This window comes from Streptomyces sp. NPDC030893, assembly GCF_055571535.1.
In genome coordinates, this window is record NZ_JBVIFC010000005.1 from 68,189 (window position 1) to 90,505 (window position 22,317).

Annotated in this window: 20 protein-coding genes; 10 read left to right on the forward strand and 10 right to left on the reverse strand. The window is 74.0% G+C overall.

Features of this window, described 5'->3' with window-relative positions; translation table 11 throughout:
• Positions 1-151 precede the first annotated feature (151 nt).
• Positions 152-2,890 (forward strand): SpoIIE family protein phosphatase, encoded by a 2,739-nt coding sequence (locus ACZ434_RS12395; protein WP_468454652.1) that lies wholly within the window; start codon positions 152-154, stop codon positions 2,888-2,890.
• A 169-nt stretch (positions 2,891-3,059) separates the two neighbouring features.
• Positions 3,060-4,424, forward strand: a complete 1,365-nt coding sequence (locus ACZ434_RS12400; protein WP_468454654.1) for an FAD-dependent oxidoreductase — start codon at positions 3,060-3,062, stop codon at positions 4,422-4,424.
• A gap of 833 nt (positions 4,425-5,257) precedes the next feature.
• Here the strand turns inward: ACZ434_RS12400 and ACZ434_RS12405 are convergent.
• A complete protein-coding gene (locus tag ACZ434_RS12405; RefSeq protein WP_468454656.1) occupies positions 5,258-7,630 on the reverse strand; it encodes a glycoside hydrolase family 65 protein in 2,373 nt (790 codons plus the stop codon).
• An 82-nt stretch (positions 7,631-7,712) separates the two neighbouring features.
• Positions 7,713-9,464: a sensor histidine kinase gene (locus tag ACZ434_RS12410; RefSeq protein WP_468454658.1), complete on the reverse strand. Its 1,752-nt coding sequence runs from the start codon at positions 9,462-9,464 to the stop codon at positions 7,713-7,715.
• Between the two features lie 318 nt (positions 9,465-9,782).
• Between ACZ434_RS12410 and ACZ434_RS12415 the strand changes: the two genes are divergently transcribed.
• Positions 9,783-10,985 (forward strand): globin domain-containing protein, encoded by a 1,203-nt coding sequence (locus ACZ434_RS12415; protein WP_468454660.1) that lies wholly within the window; start codon positions 9,783-9,785, stop codon positions 10,983-10,985.
• Positions 10,986-11,051: 66 nt separating this feature from the next.
• Here the strand turns inward: ACZ434_RS12415 and ACZ434_RS12420 are convergent, their stop codons facing one another.
• The 4 genes from ACZ434_RS12420 to ACZ434_RS12435 all read right to left on the reverse strand — a co-directional run bounded on the left by ACZ434_RS12420 (position 11,052) and on the right by ACZ434_RS12435 (position 13,247).
• On the reverse strand, positions 11,052-11,426 hold the full coding sequence (locus tag ACZ434_RS12420; protein ID WP_468454662.1) for a roadblock/LC7 domain-containing protein: 375 nt from the start codon (positions 11,424-11,426) through the stop codon (positions 11,052-11,054).
• A gap of 86 nt (positions 11,427-11,512) precedes the next feature.
• Positions 11,513-12,031 carry a roadblock/LC7 domain-containing protein gene (locus tag ACZ434_RS12425; protein WP_468454664.1) on the reverse strand — a complete coding sequence of 173 codons (519 nt, stop codon included), beginning with the start codon at positions 12,029-12,031 and terminating at the stop codon, positions 11,513-11,515.
• 38 nt (positions 12,032-12,069) lie between these two features.
• Positions 12,070-12,849, reverse strand: coding sequence for a hypothetical protein (locus ACZ434_RS12430; protein ID WP_468454666.1), 780 nt, complete (start codon positions 12,847-12,849; stop codon positions 12,070-12,072).
• On the reverse strand, positions 12,846-13,247 hold the full coding sequence (locus ACZ434_RS12435) for a hypothetical protein (RefSeq protein WP_468454668.1): 402 nt from the start codon (positions 13,245-13,247) through the stop codon (positions 12,846-12,848). The genes ACZ434_RS12430 and ACZ434_RS12435 overlap by 4 nt, the downstream gene beginning before the upstream one ends.
• Positions 13,248-13,698: 451 nt before the next feature.
• Here ACZ434_RS12435 and ACZ434_RS12440 point away from each other — a divergent pair, with 451 nt between their 5' ends.
• Positions 13,699-14,847 carry a hypothetical protein gene (locus ACZ434_RS12440; RefSeq protein ID WP_468454670.1) on the forward strand — a complete coding sequence of 383 codons (1,149 nt, stop codon included), beginning with the start codon at positions 13,699-13,701 and terminating at the stop codon, positions 14,845-14,847.
• Positions 14,848-14,963: 116 nt separating this feature from the next.
• Here ACZ434_RS12440 and ACZ434_RS12445 read toward each other — a convergent pair whose 3' ends face one another.
• Positions 14,964-16,247, reverse strand: a complete 1,284-nt coding sequence (locus ACZ434_RS12445; RefSeq protein WP_468454672.1) for a hypothetical protein — start codon at positions 16,245-16,247, stop codon at positions 14,964-14,966.
• Positions 16,248-16,494: 247 nt separating this feature from the next.
• Here ACZ434_RS12445 and ACZ434_RS12450 point away from each other — a divergent pair, with 247 nt between their 5' ends.
• The 3 genes from ACZ434_RS12450 (at position 16,495) to tgmB (ending at position 18,132) form a co-directional block, all read left to right on the forward strand.
• Positions 16,495-16,821, forward strand: a complete 327-nt coding sequence (locus tag ACZ434_RS12450) for a YkvA family protein (protein WP_468454674.1) — start codon at positions 16,495-16,497, stop codon at positions 16,819-16,821.
• Positions 16,822-16,940: 119 nt separating this feature from the next.
• The gene (gene tgmA, locus ACZ434_RS12455; protein WP_149548982.1) at positions 16,941-17,132 is read left to right on the forward strand and encodes a putative ATP-grasp-modified RiPP; all 192 of its coding nucleotides are present in this window, start codon (positions 16,941-16,943) and stop codon (positions 17,130-17,132) included.
• Positions 17,133-17,148: 16 nt separating this feature from the next.
• On the forward strand, positions 17,149-18,132 hold the full coding sequence (gene tgmB, locus ACZ434_RS12460) for an ATP-grasp ribosomal peptide maturase (RefSeq protein ID WP_468454677.1): 984 nt from the start codon (positions 17,149-17,151) through the stop codon (positions 18,130-18,132).
• Positions 18,133-18,153: 21 nt separating this feature from the next.
• On the opposite strand, the gene ACZ434_RS12465 is transcribed toward tgmB, so the two are convergent.
• Positions 18,154-18,369, reverse strand: a complete 216-nt coding sequence (locus ACZ434_RS12465; protein ID WP_468455294.1) for a hypothetical protein — start codon at positions 18,367-18,369, stop codon at positions 18,154-18,156.
• Between the two features lie 93 nt (positions 18,370-18,462).
• Positions 18,463-18,936: a hypothetical protein gene (locus ACZ434_RS12470; protein WP_468454679.1), complete on the reverse strand. Its 474-nt coding sequence runs from the start codon at positions 18,934-18,936 to the stop codon at positions 18,463-18,465.
• Between the two features lie 191 nt (positions 18,937-19,127).
• Here ACZ434_RS12470 and ACZ434_RS12475 point away from each other — a divergent pair, with 191 nt between their 5' ends.
• On the forward strand, positions 19,128-20,099 hold the full coding sequence (locus tag ACZ434_RS12475; protein ID WP_468454681.1) for a GlxA family transcriptional regulator: 972 nt from the start codon (positions 19,128-19,130) through the stop codon (positions 20,097-20,099).
• Positions 20,100-20,121: 22 nt separating this feature from the next.
• On the opposite strand, the gene ACZ434_RS12480 is transcribed toward ACZ434_RS12475, so the two are convergent.
• Positions 20,122-20,391: a DUF5133 domain-containing protein gene (locus tag ACZ434_RS12480; protein WP_468454683.1), complete on the reverse strand. Its 270-nt coding sequence runs from the start codon at positions 20,389-20,391 to the stop codon at positions 20,122-20,124.
• A 213-nt stretch (positions 20,392-20,604) separates the two neighbouring features.
• On the opposite strand from ACZ434_RS12480, the gene ACZ434_RS12485 reads away from it, so the two are divergent.
• Positions 20,605-21,018 carry a VOC family protein gene (locus ACZ434_RS12485; protein ID WP_468454685.1) on the forward strand — a complete coding sequence of 138 codons (414 nt, stop codon included), beginning with the start codon at positions 20,605-20,607 and terminating at the stop codon, positions 21,016-21,018.
• 180 nt (positions 21,019-21,198) lie between these two features.
• Positions 21,199-22,095 carry a Gfo/Idh/MocA family protein gene (locus ACZ434_RS12490; RefSeq protein WP_468454687.1) on the forward strand — a complete coding sequence of 299 codons (897 nt, stop codon included), beginning with the start codon at positions 21,199-21,201 and terminating at the stop codon, positions 22,093-22,095.
• Positions 22,096-22,317 lie beyond the last annotated feature (222 nt).

Here is a 22,317-nt window from a genome sequence, read left to right on the forward strand (position 1 = left end):
TTCGGGGGACGAGTCGCGCGCCGGGGGAGGGTCGCGCGCGGCCGAGGGGGAAGGCCGCGCGCGACCCGCGAAACCCGCACGGCGCCGCCTACCCGCCGGTCGGGTGGGTGCGCCCCTCGCCCCGCGTGGCGCGGCAGTGTAGACATGGCACATGGTCCGACTCAGGGGTCGATCCCAGACCCGGTCGCCCCAGCGGCCCGGTGCCGCGGCGTCGGCGCGGCACCGGCAGCAGCGGGGCGGCCGCTCCGGGTGGCATCCGGCGGCGGGACTGCGGTCGGTGCTGAGCGGGCGCAGCGTCGCCGGACAGGTGTTCGTGCTGCATTTGGTGATCGTGCTGCTGCTGGTCGCGGCCGCCGTGGTGGCCCTGGTGCTCCAGGTGCAGCGGGACAGCACGCAGGAGGCCCGTAACCGCTCGCTCGCCGTCGCCGAGACCTTCGCCAGCGCGCCGGGTCTGGTCGAGGCGCTGGAGTCCCCCGATCCCACGGCCGTGCTCCAGCCGCGCGCCGAGGCGGCGCGGGAACTGGCCGACGTCGACTTCGTCGTCGTCATGAACACCGACGGCATCCGCTACACGCATCCCAGGACGGACCGCATCGGCAAGCAGTTCGTCGGCACCATCGAGCCGGCGCTCGCCGGTGAGCCGGTCGTGGAGGAGATCGAGGGCACCATCGGGGAGCTGGTGCAGGCGGTGGTGCCGGTCAAGGACGCCGACGGCACGGTGGTGGGGCTCGTCTCGGCGGGCATCACGACCGAGAACGTGGGCGGGGCCGCGGAGGACCAGCTGCCGCTCGTGCTGAGCGCGGCGCTCGCCGCGCTCGCCCTGGCCACCGGGGGCGCCGCCCTGGTCAGCAGACGGCTGCTGCGCCAGACCCACGGCCTGGGCCCGCACGAGATGACCCGGATGTACGAACACCACGACGCGGTGCTGCACGCGGTGCGCGAAGGGGTGCTCATCGTGGACGGCGACGGCACCCTGATGCTCGCCAACGACGAGGCGCACCGGCTGTTCAGCCTTCCCGGGGACGCCGAGGGCCGGCACGTACTGGACGTCGGACTGGACCCGGGCACCGCGGACCTGCTGGTCTCGGGCCGGGTGGCCACGGACGAGGTGCACCGGGTGGGCGGCCGGCTGCTGGCGCTCAACCAGCGGCCCACCGACCGCGCGGGCGGACCGCCCGGCAGTGTCGCCACGGTCCGCGACTCCACCGAGCTGCGGGCCCTGTCCGGCCGGGCCGAGGCCTCCCGCGAGCAGCTCAACATGCTGTACGACGCCGGGGTGGGCATCGGCACCAGCCTGGACGTCACCCGCACGGCCGAGGAGCTCACCGAGCTGGCCGTGCCGCGGTTCGCCGACTTCGTCACGGTGGACCTGTTCGAGCCGGTGCTGGCCGGCGGCCACCCGGAAGCGGGCGGCGCGCTGCGGCGCACGGCCGTGACGGGCATCGCCGGGGACGCTCCGCTGTACCCCAGGGGCGAGAAGATCCGCTTCGTCGCGTCATCCCCGCAGGGCCAGAGCCTCGCCACCGGCCGGCCGGTCCTGGAACCCCGGCTGGGCGAGGCGCCGGGCTGGCAGGCGCAGGACAAGGAGCGTTCCGGGCAGGTCGTGGAGTACGGCATCCACTCGCTGATCACGGTGCCGCTGCGGGCCGGGGCGCTGGTGCTGGGCGTGGTCAGCTTCTGGCGTTCGGGGAAGCCGGAGCCGTTCGACGACGACGAGCTGGCCCTGGCGGAGGAACTGGTGGCCCGGGCGGCGGTCTCCATCGACAACGCCCGCCGCTACACGCGTGAGCACAACATGGCGGTGACGCTCCAGCAGAGCCTGCTGCCGCGCACCCTGCCCGAGCAGAGCGCCCTGGAGATCGCCTACCGCTACCTCCCGGCGCAGGCCGGGGTGGGCGGCGACTGGTTCGACGTGCTGCCGCTGTCCGGTGCGCGGGTCGCGCTGGTGGTCGGCGACGTCGTCGGGCACGGTCTGCACGCGGCGGCCACCATGGGGCGGCTGCGCACGGCGGTGCACAACTTCTCCGCGCTGGACCTGCCGCCCGGGGAGCTGCTCGGTCTGCTCGACGAGCTGGTCGGCCGCATCGACCAGGACGAGGCGCAGGACGAGCACAGCGCCCTGGTGACCGGGGCGACCTGTCTGTACGCGGTGTACGACCCGGTCTCGCGGCGCTGCACCGTCGCCCGTGCGGGCCATCCCCCGCCGGCCCTGGTCCGGCCGGACCGCAGCGTGGAGTTCCCGGAGGTGCCGGCCGGTCCCCCGCTGGGGCTCGGCGGTCTGCCCTTCGAGTCGGCCGACCTGGAGCTGCCGGAGGGCAGCCGGCTGGTCCTCTACACCGACGGCCTGGTCGAGGACCGGGAGCACGACATCGACGTCGGCCTGGAGCAGCTGCGCGAGGCGCTGGCCCGCTCGGGGGACAGCCCCGAGGACACCTGCAGGACCGTCCTGGAGTCCCGGCGTCCGGCCAGGGCCGCGGACGACATCGCCCTGATCGTGGCGCGGACCCGGGCGCTGCCGGCCGACCGGATCGCCGAGTGGCCGGTGCCCTCGGACCCGGCGGCCGTCGGCGAGGTGCGGGCGGCGGTCACCCGGAAGCTGGCCGAGTGGGGGCTGGAGGAGCTGACGTTCGGCACCGAGCTGATCCTGAGCGAGCTGGTCACCAACGCGCTGCGCTACGGCGGCAGCCCGATCCAGGTGCGTATGCTGCACGACCGCAATCTGATCTGCGAGGTCTACGACAGCAGCAGCACCTCGCCCCATCTGCGGTACGCGACCATGACGGACGAGGGCGGCCGGGGGCTGTTCCTGGTCGCCCAGCTCGCCGAACGCTGGGGCACCCGCTATCTGCCGGCCGGGAAGGTCATCTGGGCGGAGCAGCCCATCCCCTGAGCCGCTCGAGGCCCCGGAGGCTCCTGAGACCCCTGAGCCATAAGGTCACCTGGGGAGTGGCCATAAGGGGGGCTTATGACCCCATAGACCGGACCCGCGTACCAGGTAAGGCATGCCTTAGTTTAGGCTTCCCACGAGACGCCTGTCATCGCTCGAAGGGAACCTGACCATGCCCCGCCCCCTGCGGGTAGCCATCGTCGGATCCGGCCCCGCCGGGATCTACGCCGCCGACGCCCTGCTCAAGTCCGACGTGGCCGCCGAACCGGGCGTGTCCATCGACATCTTCGAGCGGATGCCCGCGCCGTTCGGACTGATCCGTTACGGCGTCGCACCCGACCACCCGCGGATCAAGGGCATCATCACGGCCCTGCACCAGGTGCTCGACAAGCCGCAGGTCCGCCTGTTCGGCAATGTGGACTACGGCACCGACCTCCACCTCGACGATCTGCGCACGTTCTACGACGGTGTGATCTTCGCCACCGGCGCCATGGCCGACCGCGCGCTGCCGATCCCGGGCATCGACCTCGACGGCTCCTACGGGGCCGCGGACTTCGTGTCCTGGTACGACGGCCACCCCGACGTTCCGCGCACCTGGCCCCTGGAGGCCGAGAAGGTCGCCGTGCTCGGCGTCGGCAACGTCGCCCTCGACATCGCCCGGGTCCTCGCCAAGACGGCCGACGAGCTGCTGCCGACGGAGATCCCGCCGAACGTGTACGAGGGGCTGAAGCGCAACAAGGCCCTGGAGGTGCACGTGTTCGGGCGCCGCGGCCCGGCGCAGGCGAAGTTCAGCCCGATGGAGCTGCGGGAGCTGGACCACTCCCCCAACATCGAGGTCATCGTCGACCCCGAGGACATCGACTACGACGACGGCTCGATCGCCACCCGGCGCGGCAACAAGCAGGCCGACATGGTCGCCAAGACGCTGGAGAACTGGGCGATCCGTGACGTCGGCGACCGTCCGCACAAGCTGTTCCTGCACTTCTTCGAGTCGCCCTCCGAGATCCTCGGCGAGGACGGCAAGGTCGTCGGCCTGCGCACCGAGCGCACCGAGCTCGACGGCACCGGCAACGTCAAGGGCACCGGCGAGTTCAAGGACTGGGACGTCGACGCGGTCTACCGGGCCGTCGGCTACCTCTCCGACAAGCTGCCCAAGCTGCCCTGGGACCTCGACTCCGGCACGGTCCCGGACCAGGGCGGCCGGGTCCTTCAGGAGACCGGCGAGCACCTGCCGTCCACCTACGTCACCGGCTGGATCCGGCGCGGTCCGGTGGGTCTGATCGGCCACACCAAGGGCGACGCCAACGAGACCGTGGCGAACCTGCTGGAGGACCACGCGGGCGGGCGGCTGCTGACGCCCGGGTCGCCGGCCCCGGAGGCGGTGGACGCGTTCCTCACCGAGCGCGGGATCCGCTTCACCACGTGGGACGGCTGGTACCGCCTGGACGCCGCGGAGAAGGCACTGGGCGAGCCCCAGGGCCGCGAGCGCGTGAAGATCGTCGAGCGCGAGGACATGCTGCGGGAGAGCGGCGCGTAGCGCCTGACCGGCGGTGCGGGCCGGGTGGGGCAAGGGTGACTCCCCCAGCCCCACCCGGCCCGCACCGCCGCCTCACGCCGGACCCCGGCCGGAAGCCGGACTGGGCCCCGACGACCCCGGAGGACGGCACACCGCGCCCACCCGCCGGCGCCGGCCGACGGGGGCAAGGGTGACTCAGGCCCCCGGCACGCACCGGGCGCTCCCGCCGGAACGACAGCCCGCGTCGCCGGACACGACCCCGACGGCCCCCGAAGACCCCACGCCGCGCCCGGCCGGCCGTACGGCCCGACAAACGCAAGGGCCATCCACGACCCCTACCCACGCCCGCTCGCGCCGGACCCTCGCCCATGGACACGGCCCCGACGGCGGCATGGACAGCTCGCGGGACCCTCACCCCGCCCAGCCGACTCGCATCGGGCCCCGACCGGAACGACGGCCCCCATCCGACGGACTCGGCTCGACGGCCCCGGCGGCGGTACGCCGCGGCCGGCCGGCCGTGAAGGCCGACGGGGGCAAGGGTCGCTCACGCCCCCTCACCCCGCCCGGCCGGCCCGCCCAGCCGGCTCGCACCCGCCTCGGCCAGAGCGACAGCCCGTCACCCACGGGCCCGGCCCCGACGGCTGTATGCCGCGGCCGTAAGGGGGGCCGACGGCCCCTCACCTCCGCCCGGTCGGTCCGCGCAGTCGGCTCGTGGTGGGGCCGGGGCCCTGGAGGGTGGCATGCCGCGCGCTGCCGGCGGTGGGGGCGGAGAGCTCACCGGCGTCCCGCGGGCGGGTGAGCGGGGGGCGGGGCGTCCCGCTCGGTGTCCGCCGCCGGGAGGCCCGCGGTGGCGGTCAGTCGGGGAGGAGCAGGCGGCCGGTTTCGCCCGGCTCGACGCGGACCGTGCGGCGGTCCGGGAGGTGCACCTCGATCGGGGAGCGGCCCGACGAGGGGACGGTGATCTCCAGCAGGCCGTGCTCCAGCCGCAGCCGCACACCCCAGTGGCCGTGATAGCGCAGGGTGAAGCCGTAGGAGGACAGCTCCGGCAGGGGCACCGGGTCGAGCCACAGCGCTCCGCCGCGGGTCTCGAGACCGGTCAGTCCGCGCTGCACCAGATCGAGGGTGCCGGCCATGGCACCGAGGTGGATGCCCTCCGAGGTGGTGCCGCCCTGGATGTCGGCGATGTCCGCCTGGAGGGCCTCCTGGCAGAACTTCCAGGCGTCCGCGCGGCGGGCCCGGGCCAGGACCCAGCCGTGGACCAGACCGCTGAGGGTGGAGCCGTGACTGGTGCGGTGCAGGTAGTGGTCGACCGTGCGCCGCCAGGTCCGTTCGTCCAGGCTCAGCCCCAGCCGGTGGAAGACGCCCTGGAGTTCGGCGGGCGAGAAGAGGTACCCCAGCATCAGCACGTCCGCCTGCTTGGACGCCTGGTAGCGGTTGACGCTGTCGCCCTCGGCCTCCAGGATCCGGTCCAGGCGCCGGATGTCGCCGTACCGCCGCCGGTAGCCCCGCCAGTCGAGCTCGGCCAGTTCGCCGTAGCCCTCGAACTGGCTGATGACACCGTCGTGGAAGGGGACGTGCAGCGTGCGGGAGATCTCCTCCCACTCCTCCAGCTCGCCCTCGTCCAGTCCGGTCCGCTCGGCCAGCTCCCGGCGCCTCGGCTCGGGCAGCCCGCGCAGCACCTCCAGGGTGCGGGTGAGCACCCAGGCGGCCGTGACATTGGTGTACGCGTTGTCGTCCAGGCCCGGTTCACGGGCGTCCGGGTAGGCGTCGTGGTACTCGTCGGGGCCGACGACGCCCTTGACGCGGTAGCGGCCCAGCCCCTCGTCGAAGCCCGCCGAGTCCGCCCAGAAGCGGGAGATCTGCAGCAGCGTCTCGGCGCCCTTGGTGTGCAGGAACTCCTCGTCAGCACTGGCCTCGCAGTACTGCCACACGTTGTAGGCGATGGCCGAGCCCACGTGGTGCTGGAGGTGGGAGTGGTCGGGCAGCCAGCGGCCCGAGCGGGGATTGAGGTGCAGCTGCTGGGTCTCCTCCCGTCCGTCGCTGCCGCTCTGCCACGGGTACATCGCACCCCTGCGCCCCGCGTCGTGCGCGGCGGTGCGGGCACGTTCCAGACGCCGGTGCCGGTAGTGCAGCAGCGCGCGGGAGACCTCCGGGAAGTGCAGGTTCAGGTACGGCAGGACGAACAGCTCGTCCCAGAAGACGTGCCCCCGGTAGGCCTCGCCGTGCAGTCCCCGGGCCGGGACCCCGACGTCGAGGTCCGCGGTGTGCGGGGACAGGGTCTGCAGGACGTGGAAGAGGTGCAGCCGCAGGATGCGCCCGGCCTCGTCGGCCACGTCCAGGTCGGCCCGGCGCCACAGCTGCTCCCAGGCCGTCAGGTGCGGCCCCAGCAGCTCGTCGAAGCCGCCCGCCCGGCTCACCCGGTCGACGGCCGCGTGCAGCGGATCGCTGATCGCCGGGTCGCGGGAGGTGTGCAGGGCGACGAGCTTGTCGACGGTGACGGTGTGCCCGTCGGCCAGGTCCAGCGGGGTCGTCTGGACGGCGCGGGGGCGGTCGTGCCGGATCGTGACGGGCGCCGGTGAGGTCAGGCGGGCGGCGAGGGCGATCCGCACGTCGGAGGTGCGGGTGCGGCAGCACAGCCACACCCGGTCCGCGGCGGTCGTACCGGTGAGCAGATCGGTCAGATGCCCGCCGTCCAGGTCCGCGTACCGTGCCACCCCGGCGTTGGTGACACCCCCGTCGAGCGCCGCCTCCGTCTCGAGGGTGCCGGAGAACCCCTCGGCGGTGAACTCGGTGCGCAGCCCCGCGAGATGGGGGTCGGCCATGTGCACGAAGCGGAGCTGGCGCACGAGGAGCGCCCGCCCCTCGCCGAGGCCGTAGCGTGTTCTGCGCTCCAGCAGCCCGGAGGACAGGTGCAGGGTGACCATGTGGTCGAGCACGGTCGCCGTGTCGGGGGTGAGCCAGGCTTCCCCCGGCAGGCGGAAGCGCAGCGGGAGCCAGTTGGGCAGGTTGACCATGTCCTCGTTGTCGACCTGCCGTCCGGCCACCCGGGAGGTGAGCCGGTTGTAGACGCCGGCCGCGTACGTCCCCGGGTAGTGCACCTCGTCCGCGGAGCACTCCGCCAGCGCTCCCCGGGTGGCGAAGTAGCCGTTGCCGAGGGTGCACAGGGACTCCCGCAGGCGCGCGCCGTCGGGGTCGTAGCCCTCGTACTGCCAGGTCCAGCCCGTCACTCGACGCTCCTCCCACCGCCGCCGAAGGCCGTCCACGAGTACCCCCGGCGGGTGCGCGGCACACACCGGGCGGCGGGGCGTCCTACTCGTCGCCCACCGGCACCCGCCACAGCAGCGTGGTGCCCCCGCCGGCGGGTGCGGCGACGTCGAACGTGCCGCCGAGCTGCCCGGCGCGTTCGGCCATGTTGCGCAGCCCGCTGCGGCGGCCCCCGGACGGGACGCCCACGCCGTTGTCCTCGACCGTCAGCCGCACCTCGCGCCCGTCGGTCTCCAGGGCCACCTGCGCGCGGTCGGCGCGGGCGTGCCGGGCGATGTTGGTCAGGGCCTCCGAGAGCACGGCCACCAGGTGGTCGGCGGCCTCCTTGGACACATGGGTGTCGATCAGGCCCTCCATCCGCACGCTCGGGGGGAAGCCCAGCACGGGCGCGGCCTCGCCGACCACCCGGACGACGCGGGCGCGCAGGCCGGGTCCGTCCTGGCCCTCGTCGGCGGTCGAGCGCAGGCCGAAGATGGTGGACCTGATGATCTTGATGGTCTCGTCGAGGTCGTCCACGGCCCGCAGCACCCGCTCCGAGGCCTCCTTGTGCTCGATGAACCGGCCGGCGCTCTGGAGGGTCATACCGGTGGCGAAGAGCCGTTGGATGGCCAGGTCGTGCAGGTCGCGGGCGATGCGGTCGCGGTCCTCCAGCACGGCGATCTGCTCGGCGTCCCGGCGGCGTTCGGCCAGCTCCATCGCCACGGCCGCCTGCGCGGCGAACCCCTGCAGCGGTTCGATCTCCTTGTCGGAGAACGGGCTGCGGTCGGCGGCCCGGGCCAGCAGGACGATGCCGCGCACGCTCGCGCCCGACCCGATGGGCACGGCGGCGGCCGGACCGAGCTCCGCGAGGCTCTGCGGGCCGGGGAAGACCCGGTCGTCGCTGGTGATGTCCGGGCTGGTGACCGGGGCGGCCGTGGTGAAGGCCCGGCCGAGCAGGCTGCCGTCGACGGGCACGACGAGTCCGCGGTGGGTGTCCGCGCCCTGTCCGATGGCCAGTTCCACGGTGAGCGAGTCGGTGCCGGCCATGGGCACCGCGACCACGGCGAGGGCGGCGCCGGTGATCTCCCGGGCGCGCTCGGCGATGAGCAGCAGTGCCGTGCCGCGTTCGCTGCCGGACATCAGGCCGTGGGTGATCTCGGCGTTGGCCCGCAGCCAGCGTTCGCGCTGCCGGGACTCCTCGTAGAGGCGGGCGTTGTCGATGGCGACACCGGCGGCGACGGCGAGGGTGGACAGGACCGACTCGTCCTCCTCGTCGAACTGCGCCCCGCCCCGTTTCTCGGTCAGGTACAGGTTGCCGAAGACCTGGTCGCGGACCCGGATGGGGACGCCGAGGAAGGAGTTCATCGGCGGGTGGTGCGGCGGGAATCCGTACGAGGCGGGGTGGTCGGAGAGTTTCGCCACCCGCAGCGGCTGCGGGTGGCGGATCAGTTCGCCGAGGATGCCGTGCCCCTCGGGGTAGGGGCCGATGCGGGCGATCTCCTCCTCGCTGACGCCCACGGTGTGGAAGGCGGACAGCCGCCTGCCGTCCGGGCCGATCACGCCGAGGGCCGCGTACCGCGCGTCCACCACCGCCGCGGCGGCCTCCACGATGCTGTGCAGCACCTGCTCCAGCTCCAGCTCCCGGCCGACCGAGAGGACGGCCTCCAGCAGGCTGTGCACCCGGTCGCGGGTGCCGCGGGCCGCGTCGATACGGGCCTGGAGCTCCTCCAGCAGTTCGTCGAGCCTCAGTTGAGGTAGCCGTACGCGGGGGTCGTCGTCCCGCTCGGAGCCCTTCACCCGTGTGCCTCCTGTCCCCATCGCACGCACCGCCCGCCCGGTCGCCTCCCTGCCGGCGCCCCCGGTAACGGTCCAGTAAAGGCGACGGTACGGCATCGGCCCGACGGCGGGTCGGGCGGGGACCGCCGTCCGGCGCCCGCGGGCGGATGGGCCGACCGGCCCTGTTCCGCGGTCGCCGGCGGGGCCGTAGGTCCCCTTCCGGCGGGTCGACCGTCCCGCGTTGCCTCCGAGGGCCCCGTTACCCCCGGGAACAGGCGTTCCGGATTGCTATACAGGTTCTGCCGCCGGTCCGGACCCGCGGTCCAACCCCTTTGTTCCATCCCGCCTTTGGGAGTCCTCATGCTGTCCGAAGAGTCCGCCGCAGTGCTGCGGGCCACCCTGCCCGCCGTGGCCGGGGCGCTCGACGAGATCACCACGCGTTTCTACGGTGCGATGTTCCGCGACCGGCCCGAGCTGCTGGACGGCCTGTTCAACCGGGGCAACCAGGCCAGCGGGGCGCAGCGCCGGGCGCTCGCCGGGTCCATAGCCGGGTTCGCCCAGGCGCTGCTCGACGACCCGGACAGCCGGCCGGACGCCCTGCTGGCCCGGATCGCCCACAAGCACGTGGCGGTCGGGATCACCGACGACCAGTACACGATCGTGCACAAGTACCTGTTCGGCGCGATCGCCGAGGTGCTGGGCGACGCGGTGACACCGGACGTGGCGGCGGCCTGGGACGAGGTGTACTGGCTGATGGCCGGCGCGCTCATCGCGCGGGAGGCCCGGCTGTACCACGAGGCCGGGGTGGCGGCGGGCGACATCTGGCGTCCGTGGACGGTCGTGGAGCGCCATGAGGAGACGGACGACGTGGTGTCGTTCCTGCTGCGCCCCGCCGACGGCCGCCCGGCCCCGCGGGCCCGGGCGGGTCAGTACGTCAGCGTGCGGCTGCGCATGCCCGACGGGGTGGACCAGCTGCGCCAGTACAGCCTGTCCTCCGACCCGGGTGACGACCTGCGCCGCATCACCGTCAAGCGGGTCGCGGGAGCGGCGGGCGCCCCGGACGGCGAGGTGTCCAACCTGCTGTTCGAGCGGATCGGCACGGGGGACGAGCTCGCCCTGTCCGTGCCGGCCGGCGATGTCGCGCTCGACGAGGCGGACACCCCGCTGGTCCTGGTCTCGGCCGGTATCGGCTGCACCCCGATGCTCGGCATGCTCGCCCGGCTGGCGGCCACCGGCTCGACCCGGCGGGTGCTCGTGCTGCACGCCGACGGTTCGCCCGCCGAGCACGCCCTGCGCGCCGAGACCCGCGAGACCGTCGGGGCACTGCCCGACGCGGAGGCGGTGTTCTGGTACGAGCGTCCCGGCGCCGAGGAGCCGGACGCCCGCAGTGGTCTGATGAGCCTGGAGGGGATCGACGTCCCGGCGGACGCGACGGTGTACCTGTGCGGCCCGCTGCCGTTCATGCGCGCCGTGCGCGGCGAGCTGCTCGCCGCCGGGGTTCCCGCCCGCTCCGTCCACTACGAGGTCTTCGGCCCCGACCTCTGGCTGCCCGAGGCCGCCTGAGCCCGGCCGGGCCGGAGCGGGGGCCCTGCGCGCCGTGGGGGGCGTGCGGGGCCCCCGGCCCGTTTCTCAGACCTCCAGTTCGGCCTCGATACGGCGCAGCTGGTGCCGTGCCATGGCGAGGTTGGCCCGGGCCCCGTCGAGCACCAGGTAGAGGAAGAGGCCGTTGCCGCCGCGTCCCTTGAGCAGACGGATCATGTGGTACTGGCTGTTCAGGGTGATGAGGATGTCCTCGATCTCCTCGTTCAGCCCCAGGTGTTCCATCGTGCGCAGCTTGGACCGTACGACGTCGGTGTTGCCGGCGGCGGCGACCTCCAGGTTGAAGTCCTTGCCGCCGCCCAGCGTGCCGAGGGCCATGCCGCTGGTGTAGTCGACGAGCGCGGCGGCCGTCGCGCCGTCGATGGAGGCGAGGCATTCCTTGAGCGAGGTCTCGGTGTTGGCCATGAGTGGTGTCCTTTCGGTCATGAATGAGCGGTTCGGGCCGGCCGCCGGGTGCTGTGCGGGCGTCCGGCCGGGGGGAGAAGCCGGGGTCAGCCGCCGGGCTGGGTCCGGGGGCGGTGTGCGGGCAGCTGCGGGGTCCGCACCGGGAGGGTGCCGATGGGCCGGTCCGGGTCCTGGGCCGGTGCGGGCAGTTCCCTGGGCGCGAGCCGCTCGGCGTGCCGTCCTCCGCCCGGGCCGATGTGGGTGTCCACCAGTTCCGCGATGCGGGCGCCGCTGCGCCGTCCCTCCAGGTGCAGCCGGCCGACGTTGACCCGGTCGTCGGCGAGGAGGGTGAGGACGGCGGTGGTGCCGGCCGCGTAGGTCGCGATGTAGCCCAGGCTGCCGCGCACCAGGAGTTCGCGGAAGTCGCCTCGTGCGGCGGCGTCCGTCATGCGGTGGGCGACACCGAGCGCGGCGGCGGTGAGCGCGGCCAGCCCTTCCGGTTCGGTGCCGGGCACGTCGTGGGCGAGGACGAGTCCGTCGACGGTGGCCGCGAGGGTGCCTGCGAGCCGGGGTACACGGGTGCGGAGCCGACGCAGTTCGTCCAGCACGTCGGTCTCGACGGCCATGAGCAGTCTCCTTTCGGCACGCTGCCGGCGCGCGCGGATCACAGTGCCTCCAAGGCGTCCAGGAGCCGTCTCAGCAGCGCTGTGTCGGGCTCGTCCCACGCCGCGCCGCCCGTGTCGGGGACGGAGTGGACGGGCGTGGCGGGCGGGGGTGGCGCGGGGGTGACCAGCCCGTCGGCGGCCAGGCGGCGCAGTTCGACGAGGGTGTGGAAGGTTCGGCAGGCGAGGGCCGAGGCGATCTGTGCGGCGGTGCGGCCGCCGTCGACCAGGGCGAGGGTGCGCCCGCGGCGGGGCGGCAGTTCGGCGGGGTCGGCGCCGGCCGCGCGGGTGAGCGGCGCGGTGTCGACGGCCGGGTCGGGCCAGATGCGGTGCAGCAGGTCGCGGCGGCGGCGCGATTCGCGCAGCACCGTCGCCACCGGTACGGGACGGACCGCGCCGAACCAGTGTGCGACACCGGGGCGGAAGCGGAGGGCGCTGCCGTCGTGGGCGAGCGCGAAGTACGCCGCGTCGAACAGGGCGCCCAGGTGGCACAGTTCCAGGGCCCCGGCGGTGAGGCGTCCGCTGTCCACCAGCTGGCGGCCGACGCGGTGCACCGCGCCCGCCCGCTGGACGGCCTCCCACCAGCCGGCCGGCGCGAGGGCGCCGCTGCGGGTGAGCAGGTCGCCGAGGTCGGGGCTGTGGGCGGACTCGACGTGCACGACGTGTCCCGCCGAGAGGTAGAAGACCCCGGAGCGCGTGGAGAGGGCGCCGGTGGCGTGGTCGGCGGCGAGGGTGCCGAGCAGGTCGGGGGCGGATCCGTCGGTGCAGGGCGCTGTGGTCATCCGAGCACCAGCCGGTCCGCCATGTCCGCCAGCCGTATGCGGGCCAGGGCGAGGTTGCCGTCGGCGCGGTCGAGCCACAGGTAGAGGAAGACCGTGCTGTCGAAGGTCGTCACGACGAATCTCAGCAGGTGGTAGGAGTCGGCGCCGGTGAGGATCAGGTCCTCGACGGGGCGCTCCTTGCCGGCCGTCCCGGGCCCGCCGCCGGCCGGTGCGAGGGTGCCGCTCTCCATGGCCTGGCGGGCGAGTTCGGCGGTCTCGGCTGCCGTGGCCTCCGCGTCGTCGCCCGGGGCCTCGCCCACCGCGCCCAGGGCGAGCCCGCTGATCCAGTCGACCACGAGGGCTCCGCGCGCCCCGGGCAGTCGCATGGCTTCCAGCAGGCTCTCGTCGATTCCGGGCACGCCGGATCCCCCTCCTCGCACGGCTGTACCGCGAACGTGACGTCGACGCTACGGTGTGTGCTCGGCCGAGGTGGGAGCTTCGGTGTTTTCCGGGGGAATATGCGACAGGGGTGGCGGGCCGCTGGTAGGGTCCGCGCCTCCGCGTCCCGGCGGGCCGGTTCGTCGGGGCGTGGTGCGGGCGGGCCCGACCCCGATGCGGATGGTGGGCCGGCCCCGCCCGCCCGGCCATTGTGGTGAGGGGCGTACCGGCGGGGCCACGGGTGAAGGCCCCTCATCGTGTGTGCGCCGCGCACACCCCGCGCGCGACACGCCGGGTGATCGTCCCGCATGCGGCCCGTGCGGGGCGGGTAGGCGGCGGGCGGGGACCGCCGGACGGCGGAACCCCGCGTCGGGTCACCGGCCGACGGCGACGATACTGGCAGGGCACGCGCCCCCGCTCACCACTGGACCCATGCCGACCTCTCCCACAGCCCACGCCACGTTCCCTCCCACGGTCTGGTCGGCCCGCGGCCGCCACACCGGCAGCAGGACGGACGAAACGCTCCGCCGCGGTCTGCGCCGCCTGAAGGAGAGCGGGGACATCGACGACTTCCTCGAACTCCCGGCCACCGACACCTCTCCCGACCTGGTGTTCGAGTCCCGGCGGCGGGTCGCCGGGGAGGTCACCGTGCGCGCCCGGCTGAGTCTCGCTCCCGGCACGGACGGGGGGCGGGACTGGATCCTGGTCGCGGAGGCGGAGCAGCCCTGGGACCAGGGCTGGCCGTCACCGGCCGGGATGTTCTGGGAGCGGGAGCGGGACGTCGACTGGAACCACGACGCGGCGACGGGACTGCGGCCGGGTGAGATCAATCCGCTCCCGGAGGACGACAAGGCCGTACGGCGGCTGCTGCGCGACTGCGCGCGTGACGCGTGGCACGTCCATGTCGTCGTCCATGAGGCGATGACCACGGACGAACGCGGCCGGGTGCCGCTGGCGCACTGGCTGCCGCCGGGGCTGCGGCACCGGGTCGTCGAGCACCGGGCCACCCCGCAGCAGTCCCGGGTGGCGAACTGGGCGCTGCGGGAGCTCGGTGTGCAGGTCCCGCGCGGGGGCGCCGTGGTGCTGCCGGGCGCTCCGGCCCGGGAGGGCTACGAGCCGGACGCGTTCGCCGTGCGGGCGGTGTTCCTGGACGGTACGGAACCGGCCGGCCTCGTCGACGCGGTGACCCGTTTCGACGCGCTGCCGCGCCCGCTGCCGGACGGTGCGCGGGACGCGCTGAAGGCGTTGCGCGAGGACTGGCACCTGCTGACCCTCGCGGAGGAACTGGACCGTGAGCGGGCGCTGGTGGCCATGTACGCGGAGGCCCTGGAGGCGATGACGAAGTCCCGCGACCTGTACCGCGAGGCCGCCGAGAGCGCCCACGAGGCCCTGGCCGCGTACCAGGAGGCGGCCTCCGGCACCCCGGCGGCCACCAGGAAGCCGCCCCCGCCCCGGACGGCTCCCGCCTCCCCGCTCCAGCATCTGACCCGCACGCTGGAGCGCCTGAAGAGCGGCGGCCCGAGAACCCGCCGGCCCGGCGAACCGACACCGGAACGCGAGCCGACGCCGTCCGACCACTGAGCCCCGGTGTGTGTGCGGCCGAGCGGCGGCTCTCCCGTGCGCGGGTACCGTCCGGTTTCCGTCACCGGTCCGTACCCCGCGGTCGGGTGAGGCGCCGCTCGCTCTCCTGAGGCGGGTCACCCCGTGGGGTTCGGGGGGTGGCCGGGGGACCAGCGGGCGTCGGGGAGGGGGGAGGCCACGCGGACGACGAGGGCCGCCAGTGCCAGCAGTGCGGCCGCGACGGCGGACGAGAGGGCGAGCCAGGCGGGTGCGAGGGCGAGGTCCACCGCGCGGGAGAGGGCGGACGACGGGTAGGAGCCGCCGTAGGCGTGGGTACCGGCCAGGACCGCGGGGACCACGACCGCGCCCGTCAGCACCACCGCACCGGGACGCACCACCAGGATCAGCGCCAGCACCGTGCAGAGTACCGACAGACCGACGGCGGAGGCGTGCAGGCCGAGGGGGACCCCGTCGCGCTGCAGCGGGAAGTGGGTCACCGCGCACACGGCGAGGCCCACGGCGGCGAGCCGGCTCGACAGGATCGCGGGCCTGGCGGCCGGCCGGGGCGTACGGTTCCGGGCGGCGATGCCGGGGCGGCGGCGCGGGGGCCGGTTCCGGCGGGCGGCGGCGCGGGCGGCCGGCCGCCGGCGGCCGACCCGGAAGCCGCCGTGCGGGGCGGCCCGGCGGGTGCCGCCGGGCCGGCGCTCGTCCCGCGGGGCCGGACCGTCCTCGGCCTCCGGCCGGGGCGTCGGCGCCTCCGGCCGGAGGAGGTGCTCGGGGGGCCGGTGCATGGCCAGGCGGTCGATCAGCTCGACCAGTTCGTCGACGGAGCGGCCGGTCGCGGCGGCGCGCAGCGCCTCCTCGCGGCAGTGGGGCGCCAGCGGCTCGTTGTGCAGCAGGGCCACCAGGAGCGTGACGTCCTCGACGGAGCGGTGCGCCGCCGCCGCGCGGAGCGTCTCGTCGGCGCTGCCGGCGTCGCGGGGCGGACGGGTGAGCAGCGCGACAAGGCGGGTGACGTCCTCCACCGACCGGTCGACGCCGGCGGCGCGCAGCGCGTCGACCACGGCCCTGGTGTGCTCGGGCGACCGCTCCAGCGCGGTGATGAGGTCGACGACCTCCTCCAGGGGCCGGTCCGCCACGGCGGCGTGCACGAGGTCGCCGACCGGATCGCCGTACGGCTTCGGGGCCGCGGGTGCGTCGGGGCGTGCGGCGGGGTCCACGAGATCGACGGTGGCGACCGGATCGCGTGGGCGGACGGGGTCCGCCGGATCCGCGCCGCCCACCGCCAGGGGCGGTGTCGGTGGCGGATCGGGGTGCCGGGTGCCGGTCGCGGCGGCCGTCGTGTCGAGGGGCGGGGCCCCGGCCGCCTCGGGGGGTATGACCGGCTCGTTCGGGCGAGGTGAGGCGGAGGAAGTGGTCATGATCGACTCCATGGGGAAGGCTGATGACCATTACTAGGCGCCCCCGCAAGTGACTGCCACTCGACTGCTCCACCGGGATGACCTGCGCCGATCCGGCGTTTCACCGGGACACGACGGGGCATCGGACGCGTGCGCGCATGGCCGGTCCCCGCCGTCATACCGGGGCCGTCAGCGGGCATCCGATCGAAGGAGGCTGTGCCGCGAGGTCGGGCCGCGGCACTCCGGTAGTCCGGAGGAGGGCAGTGACGTGGATTCGACCACCGTGCTGCTGACCGTCGCCGCGGTCCTCGCGGCCGTGGTGCTGGCCGTCGCCGTCGCCGTACTGGTCCGTCTGGTCCGCACCCGGCGGGAGTTGCGGCGGGCGGGTCTGCCCACGGGGCCGCGCTGGGTCTTCTGGGGCGCCGTCCTCTATCTGGTACTGCCGGCCGATCTGCTGCCCGACCCGGTCTACCTGGACGACATCGGCGTCCTGTTGCTCGCCCTGCGCACCATGCGTCGTTCCTGCGGCGCGGCCCCGCCCCCGGCGTCCTCGCGGCGCCCGGGACGGCAACCCGCCGATGACTACGCTCCGTGAGGAAACCAACCACCCGTTCGATTCGTATAAGTCTCTGGAAGCCAAAAGAAGTCGGCGGACCAAGCCGCGGCGCACAGTGGGCCGTTGCGGGTCGGCGCAGCACCGACGAGGGAGAGACGATGCAACCGTTCGCGCTCAACTACGCACGTCCGGCAGTTGAGTTGGCCGTTGCCACTCCGTACGCGTATGACTCCGGAATGCAGTTGAACGTCCTCGGTGACGGGCGGATCGCGGCCTGCGACCACGCGCTGTTGCGCGAGGTGGGGACGACGACGTCCACCGCGGGCTCCAAGACCCACTTCGACGACTGAACGCGGACCGTAGACAATGACCGTGCTGATCCTCACCTGTGAGGAGGATGTGACCGCCGACATGGTGGTCGTGCATCTGAACGGCTCCGGCGTGCCGGTGGTGCGCCTCGATCCGGCGGACCTGACCGGCGGCGTCTCCCTGTCCGGCGAGTTCGTCCACGGCCGCTTCCGCGGCCATCTGTCGGCCGGGGGGCGGCTGGTGAGCATCGGCGGGCTGCGGTCCGTATGGGTGCGCCGGCCGGGCACCCCGGCCGGGCGCGCGCCGCAGCCGTCCGCGTGGCTGTCCGAGGAGGCGTCGCAGGCGTTGTACGGCATGCTGCGCGGCTGCGACGCGCGCTGGATGAATCACCCGGACGCGGCCCGGCAGGCGCGCCACAAGCCGTGGCAGCTGCGCCTGGCGCAGCGCTGCGGCCTGCCGGTGCCGGCCACGGTGATCACCACGTTCCCGCGTGCCGCGCGGGAGTTCGCGGAGCGCTTCCCGGACCTGGTGGTCAAGCCGGTGTCGGGGGCGCATCCGCAGGATCCGCCGCGGGCGGTCCCCACCAGCAGGGTGGCGCCGGACACGGACTTCTCGGCGGTCGCGTACGGCCCGACGCTGCTGCAGCGGCGGGTCGCCAAGCGGGCCGACATCCGGCTGACCGTGGTGGGTGAGCGGTTGCTGGCGGCCCGCAAGGCCACGGCCGCGGACGCGGATCCGCAGGAGGTGGACGTGCGTTTCACCGCGCCCGGGTCGCCCTGGGAGCCGGTCGAGGTCCCGGCGCGCACCGCCGACGCCGTTCGCACCTATATGCGCCGGGCCGAACTGGCTTACGGCGCCTTCGACTTCGCCGAGGACGCGGACGGGACGTGGTGGTTCCTGGAGTGCAATCAGTCGGGGCAGTTCGGGTTCGTGGAGGTGGAGACGGAACAGCCGATCGCGCGGAGCATCGCCGAGTGGCTGTCCCGTCCCATTCCCGACGAGCCCGCGGAACTCAACGGCGCGAGCACCACGGTGCACTGAGCGGACGTCACCGCACGGGGGTCAGTGCGGCCTGGGTCCCGGCAGCAGTGCCGTGCGCTGCCAGCCGTTGCCCGGGGCCTGCGGCCGGTCGAGGCCGGGACCGTAACCGGGGGACTGCAGAGGCCGCATGACCAGCTCCAGTTCCCTGCTCACGCGTTCGGCTTCGCGGCGGACCTGTGCGGGCACGTCGCCGCACTCCGCGATGAGTCGGTCGTAGATGGGGGAATCCTGGAACACCCTCAACGTGCCTTTCTGCTCGGCGGCCCCGCTGCGGGGTCGCAAAGGCCGAGTGTAGGCGCCCGTTCGGGGTGAAGTGGGCGATCCGGGCGGTCAGGCGCCCGTCGTGGAGCCGGGGCGGACGATCATCAGGACGGTGACGGTCGCCCAAAGGAGGTTGAACACCCCGGTGAACATGGCGAGTGGGACGGTACTCTGCCGGTCGACGGGCCGGTCCGCGCTCACCTGCCCGACAAGTTCGTCCTGACGCGGCAGCACGAACGCGAGGAGCGTTCCGGCGGCCACCGCGGTCAGGGTGATCGACGCGATGAGCCAGCCGTCGCCCAGGACCCCCATGGCCAGGGCGGTGGCGAGTCCGAGGAGGGGCACGGCGATCCCCACGCGGGCGTAGACCCTGCAGATGCGGTGGAGCAGCGCGACGGTGGTGACCGCCCTCCGGTCGGATCCGCCGCCCTCCCCCGGGGCGGCCCGGCGTACGGCCGGCGGGAACATGCTGGCCGCGACGGTCACGGGACCGACGGCGATGATGGCGGCCAGGACGTGGAGGGACAGCAGAAGCTTGGTCACCGGAGCTCTTTCCTTGGTGTGATCGGGGGCGGTGCCGGGCCCACGCTAGGAGGCCGGCGGGCTGATCACCCAGGGGCCGGATCGACAGGTTCCAACGGATTCCCGCCAACAGCTCCACCACGGCCCCGGCGCGTCGCCGCCCGGATGCCCCGGCCCGTGGGCGTGGCGGGAATCCGCCTATCGTGGGGTTCATGCACTCCGTGGCGATTCTCGTTCTCGATGGCGTCGTGCCGTTCGACATGGCGGCGCCCATGCAGGTCTTCGACTGGACGCAGCTGCCCGACGGCCGGCACCCCTACCGGGTGCGGCTGTGCGCCGAGCGGCCGGAGGTGGCCGCGGACTGCGGCTTCTCCCTGCGCGTCGACCGCGGGCTGGAGGCGCTGGCGGACGCCGACACGGTCATCGTCCCGGGCCGCGCCGAGGGCGCCCCGCCGCCCTCCCCCGCGGTCCTCGCCGCGCTGCGGCAGGCGGCGGGAGCGGGCGCACGGATCGCCTCGGTGTGCGTGGGCGCCTTCGTGCTGGCGGAGGCGGGGCTGCTGGACGGCCTCCGCGCCACCACCCACTGGGTGGCCGCCGGCCAACTCGCCCGCGCCTTCCCGCTGGTCGACGTGGAGCCGGACGTGCTCTACGTCGACAACGGCCAGATCCTCACCTCGGCCGGCGCCGCCGCCGCGCTGGACATGTGCCTGCACATGATCCGCCGGGACCTGGGCTCGGCGGTGGCCGTGAACGCGGCCCGCATGTCGGTGATGCCCCTGGAACGGGAGGGCGGCCAGGCCCAGTTCATCGTGCACGAGCACCCGCCCGTGCCGCGCGGGTCGGACCTGGAACCGCTGCTGGAGTGGATCGAGGACCATCTGGCGCACGAGGTCACGCTCGGGGCGATGGCGGCGCGCGCCGGGATGAGCGAGCGCACGTTCAGCCGCCGTTTCCGCGAGCAGACGGGCACCACACCACTGCAGTGGCTGCTGCGGGCCCGGGTGCGGCGCGCCCAGTATCTGCTGGAGACCAGCGACTACACGGTCGAGCGGATCGCCCAGCAGGCCGGTTTCGGCTCGCCGACGGCGTTCCGTGAGCGGTTCCGCAAGGTGGTGGGCACCACTCCCCACGCCTATCGCTCGTCGTTCAACGGGCGGCGCGCCGTCATCCCGAGCGGCTCGTAGCGGGGGGCTGCGCGGCCGTTCGTCAGACGGCCAGGGACAGGTCGTTCTCGCCGTCCGCCTCCGCCCCGGGGGTCCGGCCGGGCCCGGGCTCCGGCGCCCGCCGGACGAGCAGGGCGTCCGCCCGCGCCACCGCTTCGTCGATGCCGGACGTCGCCATCATCACGCAGAGCGTGTAGCAGACGTCCTCCAGTTCACGCGCCGCCGTCGGCGAATGCCGCTCCGCCTGAGCGATCTGCAGCGTGGCATACCGCGTCAGCAGCTGCCTGACGACCTTGGGATCCGGTACGAGCACGAATGCGCCCCTCTCTGGTTTTCGCTGCGTATGCCCGAACCAGGCGGAAGCACTCACCCGATGCGATCAAGTGACCGGACTTGACCGAAAACGCTCGCATTCTGACGGCTGCTGGATCCGGCCCTTTCGACGGTCCCTCGCCGCCGCGCGGGGGCCGGTGCCCGGCGTTAGGCTGCGCGAAGCCGACCTTTCGCACCGTTCCGGGAGGACATCATGGCCTCACTCCTCAACCCTTACCTGAGTTTCGACGGGGACGCCCGGCAGGCGATGGAGTTCTACCAGGAGGTCTTCGGCGGGGAACTGCGCCTCAACACCTTCGGCGATGCCGGGCAGCCCGGCGCCGAGGGCTCGGACAAGATCATGCACGGCATGCTGACGACCACCGACGGCTTCACCCTCATGGGCGCCGACACACCGCCGGGCATGGAGTACGCCCCGGGGAACAACTTCGCCGTGAGCATCAGCGGCGAGGACGAGGGCGCGCTGCGGGGCTTCTGGGAGCGGCTCTCCGGTGGCGGCTCGGTGTCCGTGCCGCTGGAGAAGCAGATGTGGGGTGACGTGTTCGGCATGTGCACGGACCGCTTCGGCATCCCCTGGATGGTCAACATCAACCAGCCCCAGGGCTGAGCCCCGGCCCGCGGCCCCGCGGTCGCCCCGGTCCGGACCGCCACTCCTCTCCCGCCGGTCACCAGGCCGTTGACAGGCGTTTCGCCGGGCATCATCGTGCTGATCCGGAGCGCGTCGGCGGAGCGCGCGCACGGGACACCGGTCCGGCGGCGGGCGCCGGGCACCGGGAGAGGCGGCGGCATGCGGATCGGACTGCTCGGCACCGGACCCTGGGCGCTGGCGGCACACGCCCCCGCGCTCAGCGGGCACCCGGACCTCGACTTCACCGGTGTGTGGGGCCGCCGTCCCGACGCCGCCGAGGAACTGGCCGGTCTGCACGGCACCCGGGCCTACGACGACGTCGACGCGCTGTTGGCCGACGTGGACGCGGTCGCCGTCGCGCTGCCCCCGGCGGTGCAGGCGGAGCTGGCGGTGCGTGCGGCACGGGCGGGGTGCCATCTGCTGCTCGACAAGCCGCTCGCGCCGACGGTCGGGCAGGGGCGTGCCGTGGTCGGGGCGGCCGAGGAGGCCGGGGTCGCCTCGGTGGTCTTCCTCACCACCCGCTTCCAGCCGGAGCGGGAGGCGTGGATCACCGAACAGGCGCGTGTGGGAGGCTGGTTCACCGGACGGGCGCAGTGGCTCGGGGCGGTGTTCAGCGATCCGGGCAATCCTTTCGCCGCCTCCCCGTGGCGCCGGGAGAAGGGCGCGCTGTGGGACGTCGGCCCGCACGCCCTGTCCGTCCTGCTTCCGGTGCTCGGCGAGCCCCGGCGGCTGACGGCGGCGGCCTACGGCCCCGGCGACACCGTCCACCTCGTCCTGGACCACGCGGGCGGCGCGTCGAGCAGCCTCACCCTGAGCCTGACCGCACCCCCGGCCGCGGCCGGGGCCGTGGTCGAACTGCGCGGCGACGCGGGCGTCACCCTCCTCCCGGAGTCCTCGGAGGGGGTCGTCCCGGCTCTCGGTCGGGCCGTGGACGCCCTCCTCGGCGCGGCCCGCACCGGAGTGCCGCACGCCTGTGACGCCGCGTTCGCCCTGCGGGTGACCCGGGTGCTGGCCACCGCGGAGGCGCTCCTGCACGGCGGGCCGCGCCCGTCGTGACCCGCCGGACGACTGCGCAGTGCAGCGCCCCCGGTGCGGTGCGTGCCGACCGCGGGCGGAGCTGCTTAAGCGGCCCTTAAAGGCCGGTTAAGCGCTCGTGCGGAGTCGGCCGACTTCTCACGTAGCCGCAGGTCAGGGGGCGGTTGAGGACAAGTCGGACCGTTGGCGGGGCGGCTCGGTGTCCCTAGCATCGATGGCGCGCGCCGGTCCTGACGTACGGCC

Coding starts and splice junctions, on each gene's coding strand:
- ACZ434_RS12430 (WP_468454666.1), bottom strand. CDS start 12,849: ATGACCACAGCGCCCTGCACCGACGGATCCGCCCCCGACCTGCTCGGC.
- ACZ434_RS12445 (WP_468454672.1), bottom strand. CDS start 16,247: ATGACCACTTCCTCCGCCTCACCTCGCCCGAACGAGCCGGTCATACCC.
- ACZ434_RS12395 (WP_468454652.1), top strand. CDS start 152: ATGGTCCGACTCAGGGGTCGATCCCAGACCCGGTCGCCCCAGCGGCCC.
- ACZ434_RS12485 (WP_468454685.1), top strand. CDS start 20,605: ATGGCCTCACTCCTCAACCCTTACCTGAGTTTCGACGGGGACGCCCGG.
- ACZ434_RS12420 (WP_468454662.1), bottom strand. CDS start 11,426: ATGGCCAACACCGAGACCTCGCTCAAGGAATGCCTCGCCTCCATCGAC.
- tgmA (WP_149548982.1), top strand. CDS start 16,941: ATGCAACCGTTCGCGCTCAACTACGCACGTCCGGCAGTTGAGTTGGCC.
- ACZ434_RS12410 (WP_468454658.1), bottom strand. CDS start 9,464: ATGGGGACAGGAGGCACACGGGTGAAGGGCTCCGAGCGGGACGACGAC.
- ACZ434_RS12400 (WP_468454654.1), top strand. CDS start 3,060: ATGCCCCGCCCCCTGCGGGTAGCCATCGTCGGATCCGGCCCCGCCGGG.
- ACZ434_RS12490 (WP_468454687.1), top strand. CDS start 21,199: ATGCGGATCGGACTGCTCGGCACCGGACCCTGGGCGCTGGCGGCACAC.
- tgmB (WP_468454677.1), top strand. CDS start 17,149: ATGACCGTGCTGATCCTCACCTGTGAGGAGGATGTGACCGCCGACATG.
- ACZ434_RS12425 (WP_468454664.1), bottom strand. CDS start 12,031: ATGGCCGTCGAGACCGACGTGCTGGACGAACTGCGTCGGCTCCGCACC.
- ACZ434_RS12475 (WP_468454681.1), top strand. CDS start 19,128: ATGCACTCCGTGGCGATTCTCGTTCTCGATGGCGTCGTGCCGTTCGAC.
- ACZ434_RS12440 (WP_468454670.1), top strand. CDS start 13,699: ATGCCGACCTCTCCCACAGCCCACGCCACGTTCCCTCCCACGGTCTGG.
- ACZ434_RS12415 (WP_468454660.1), top strand. CDS start 9,783: ATGCTGTCCGAAGAGTCCGCCGCAGTGCTGCGGGCCACCCTGCCCGCC.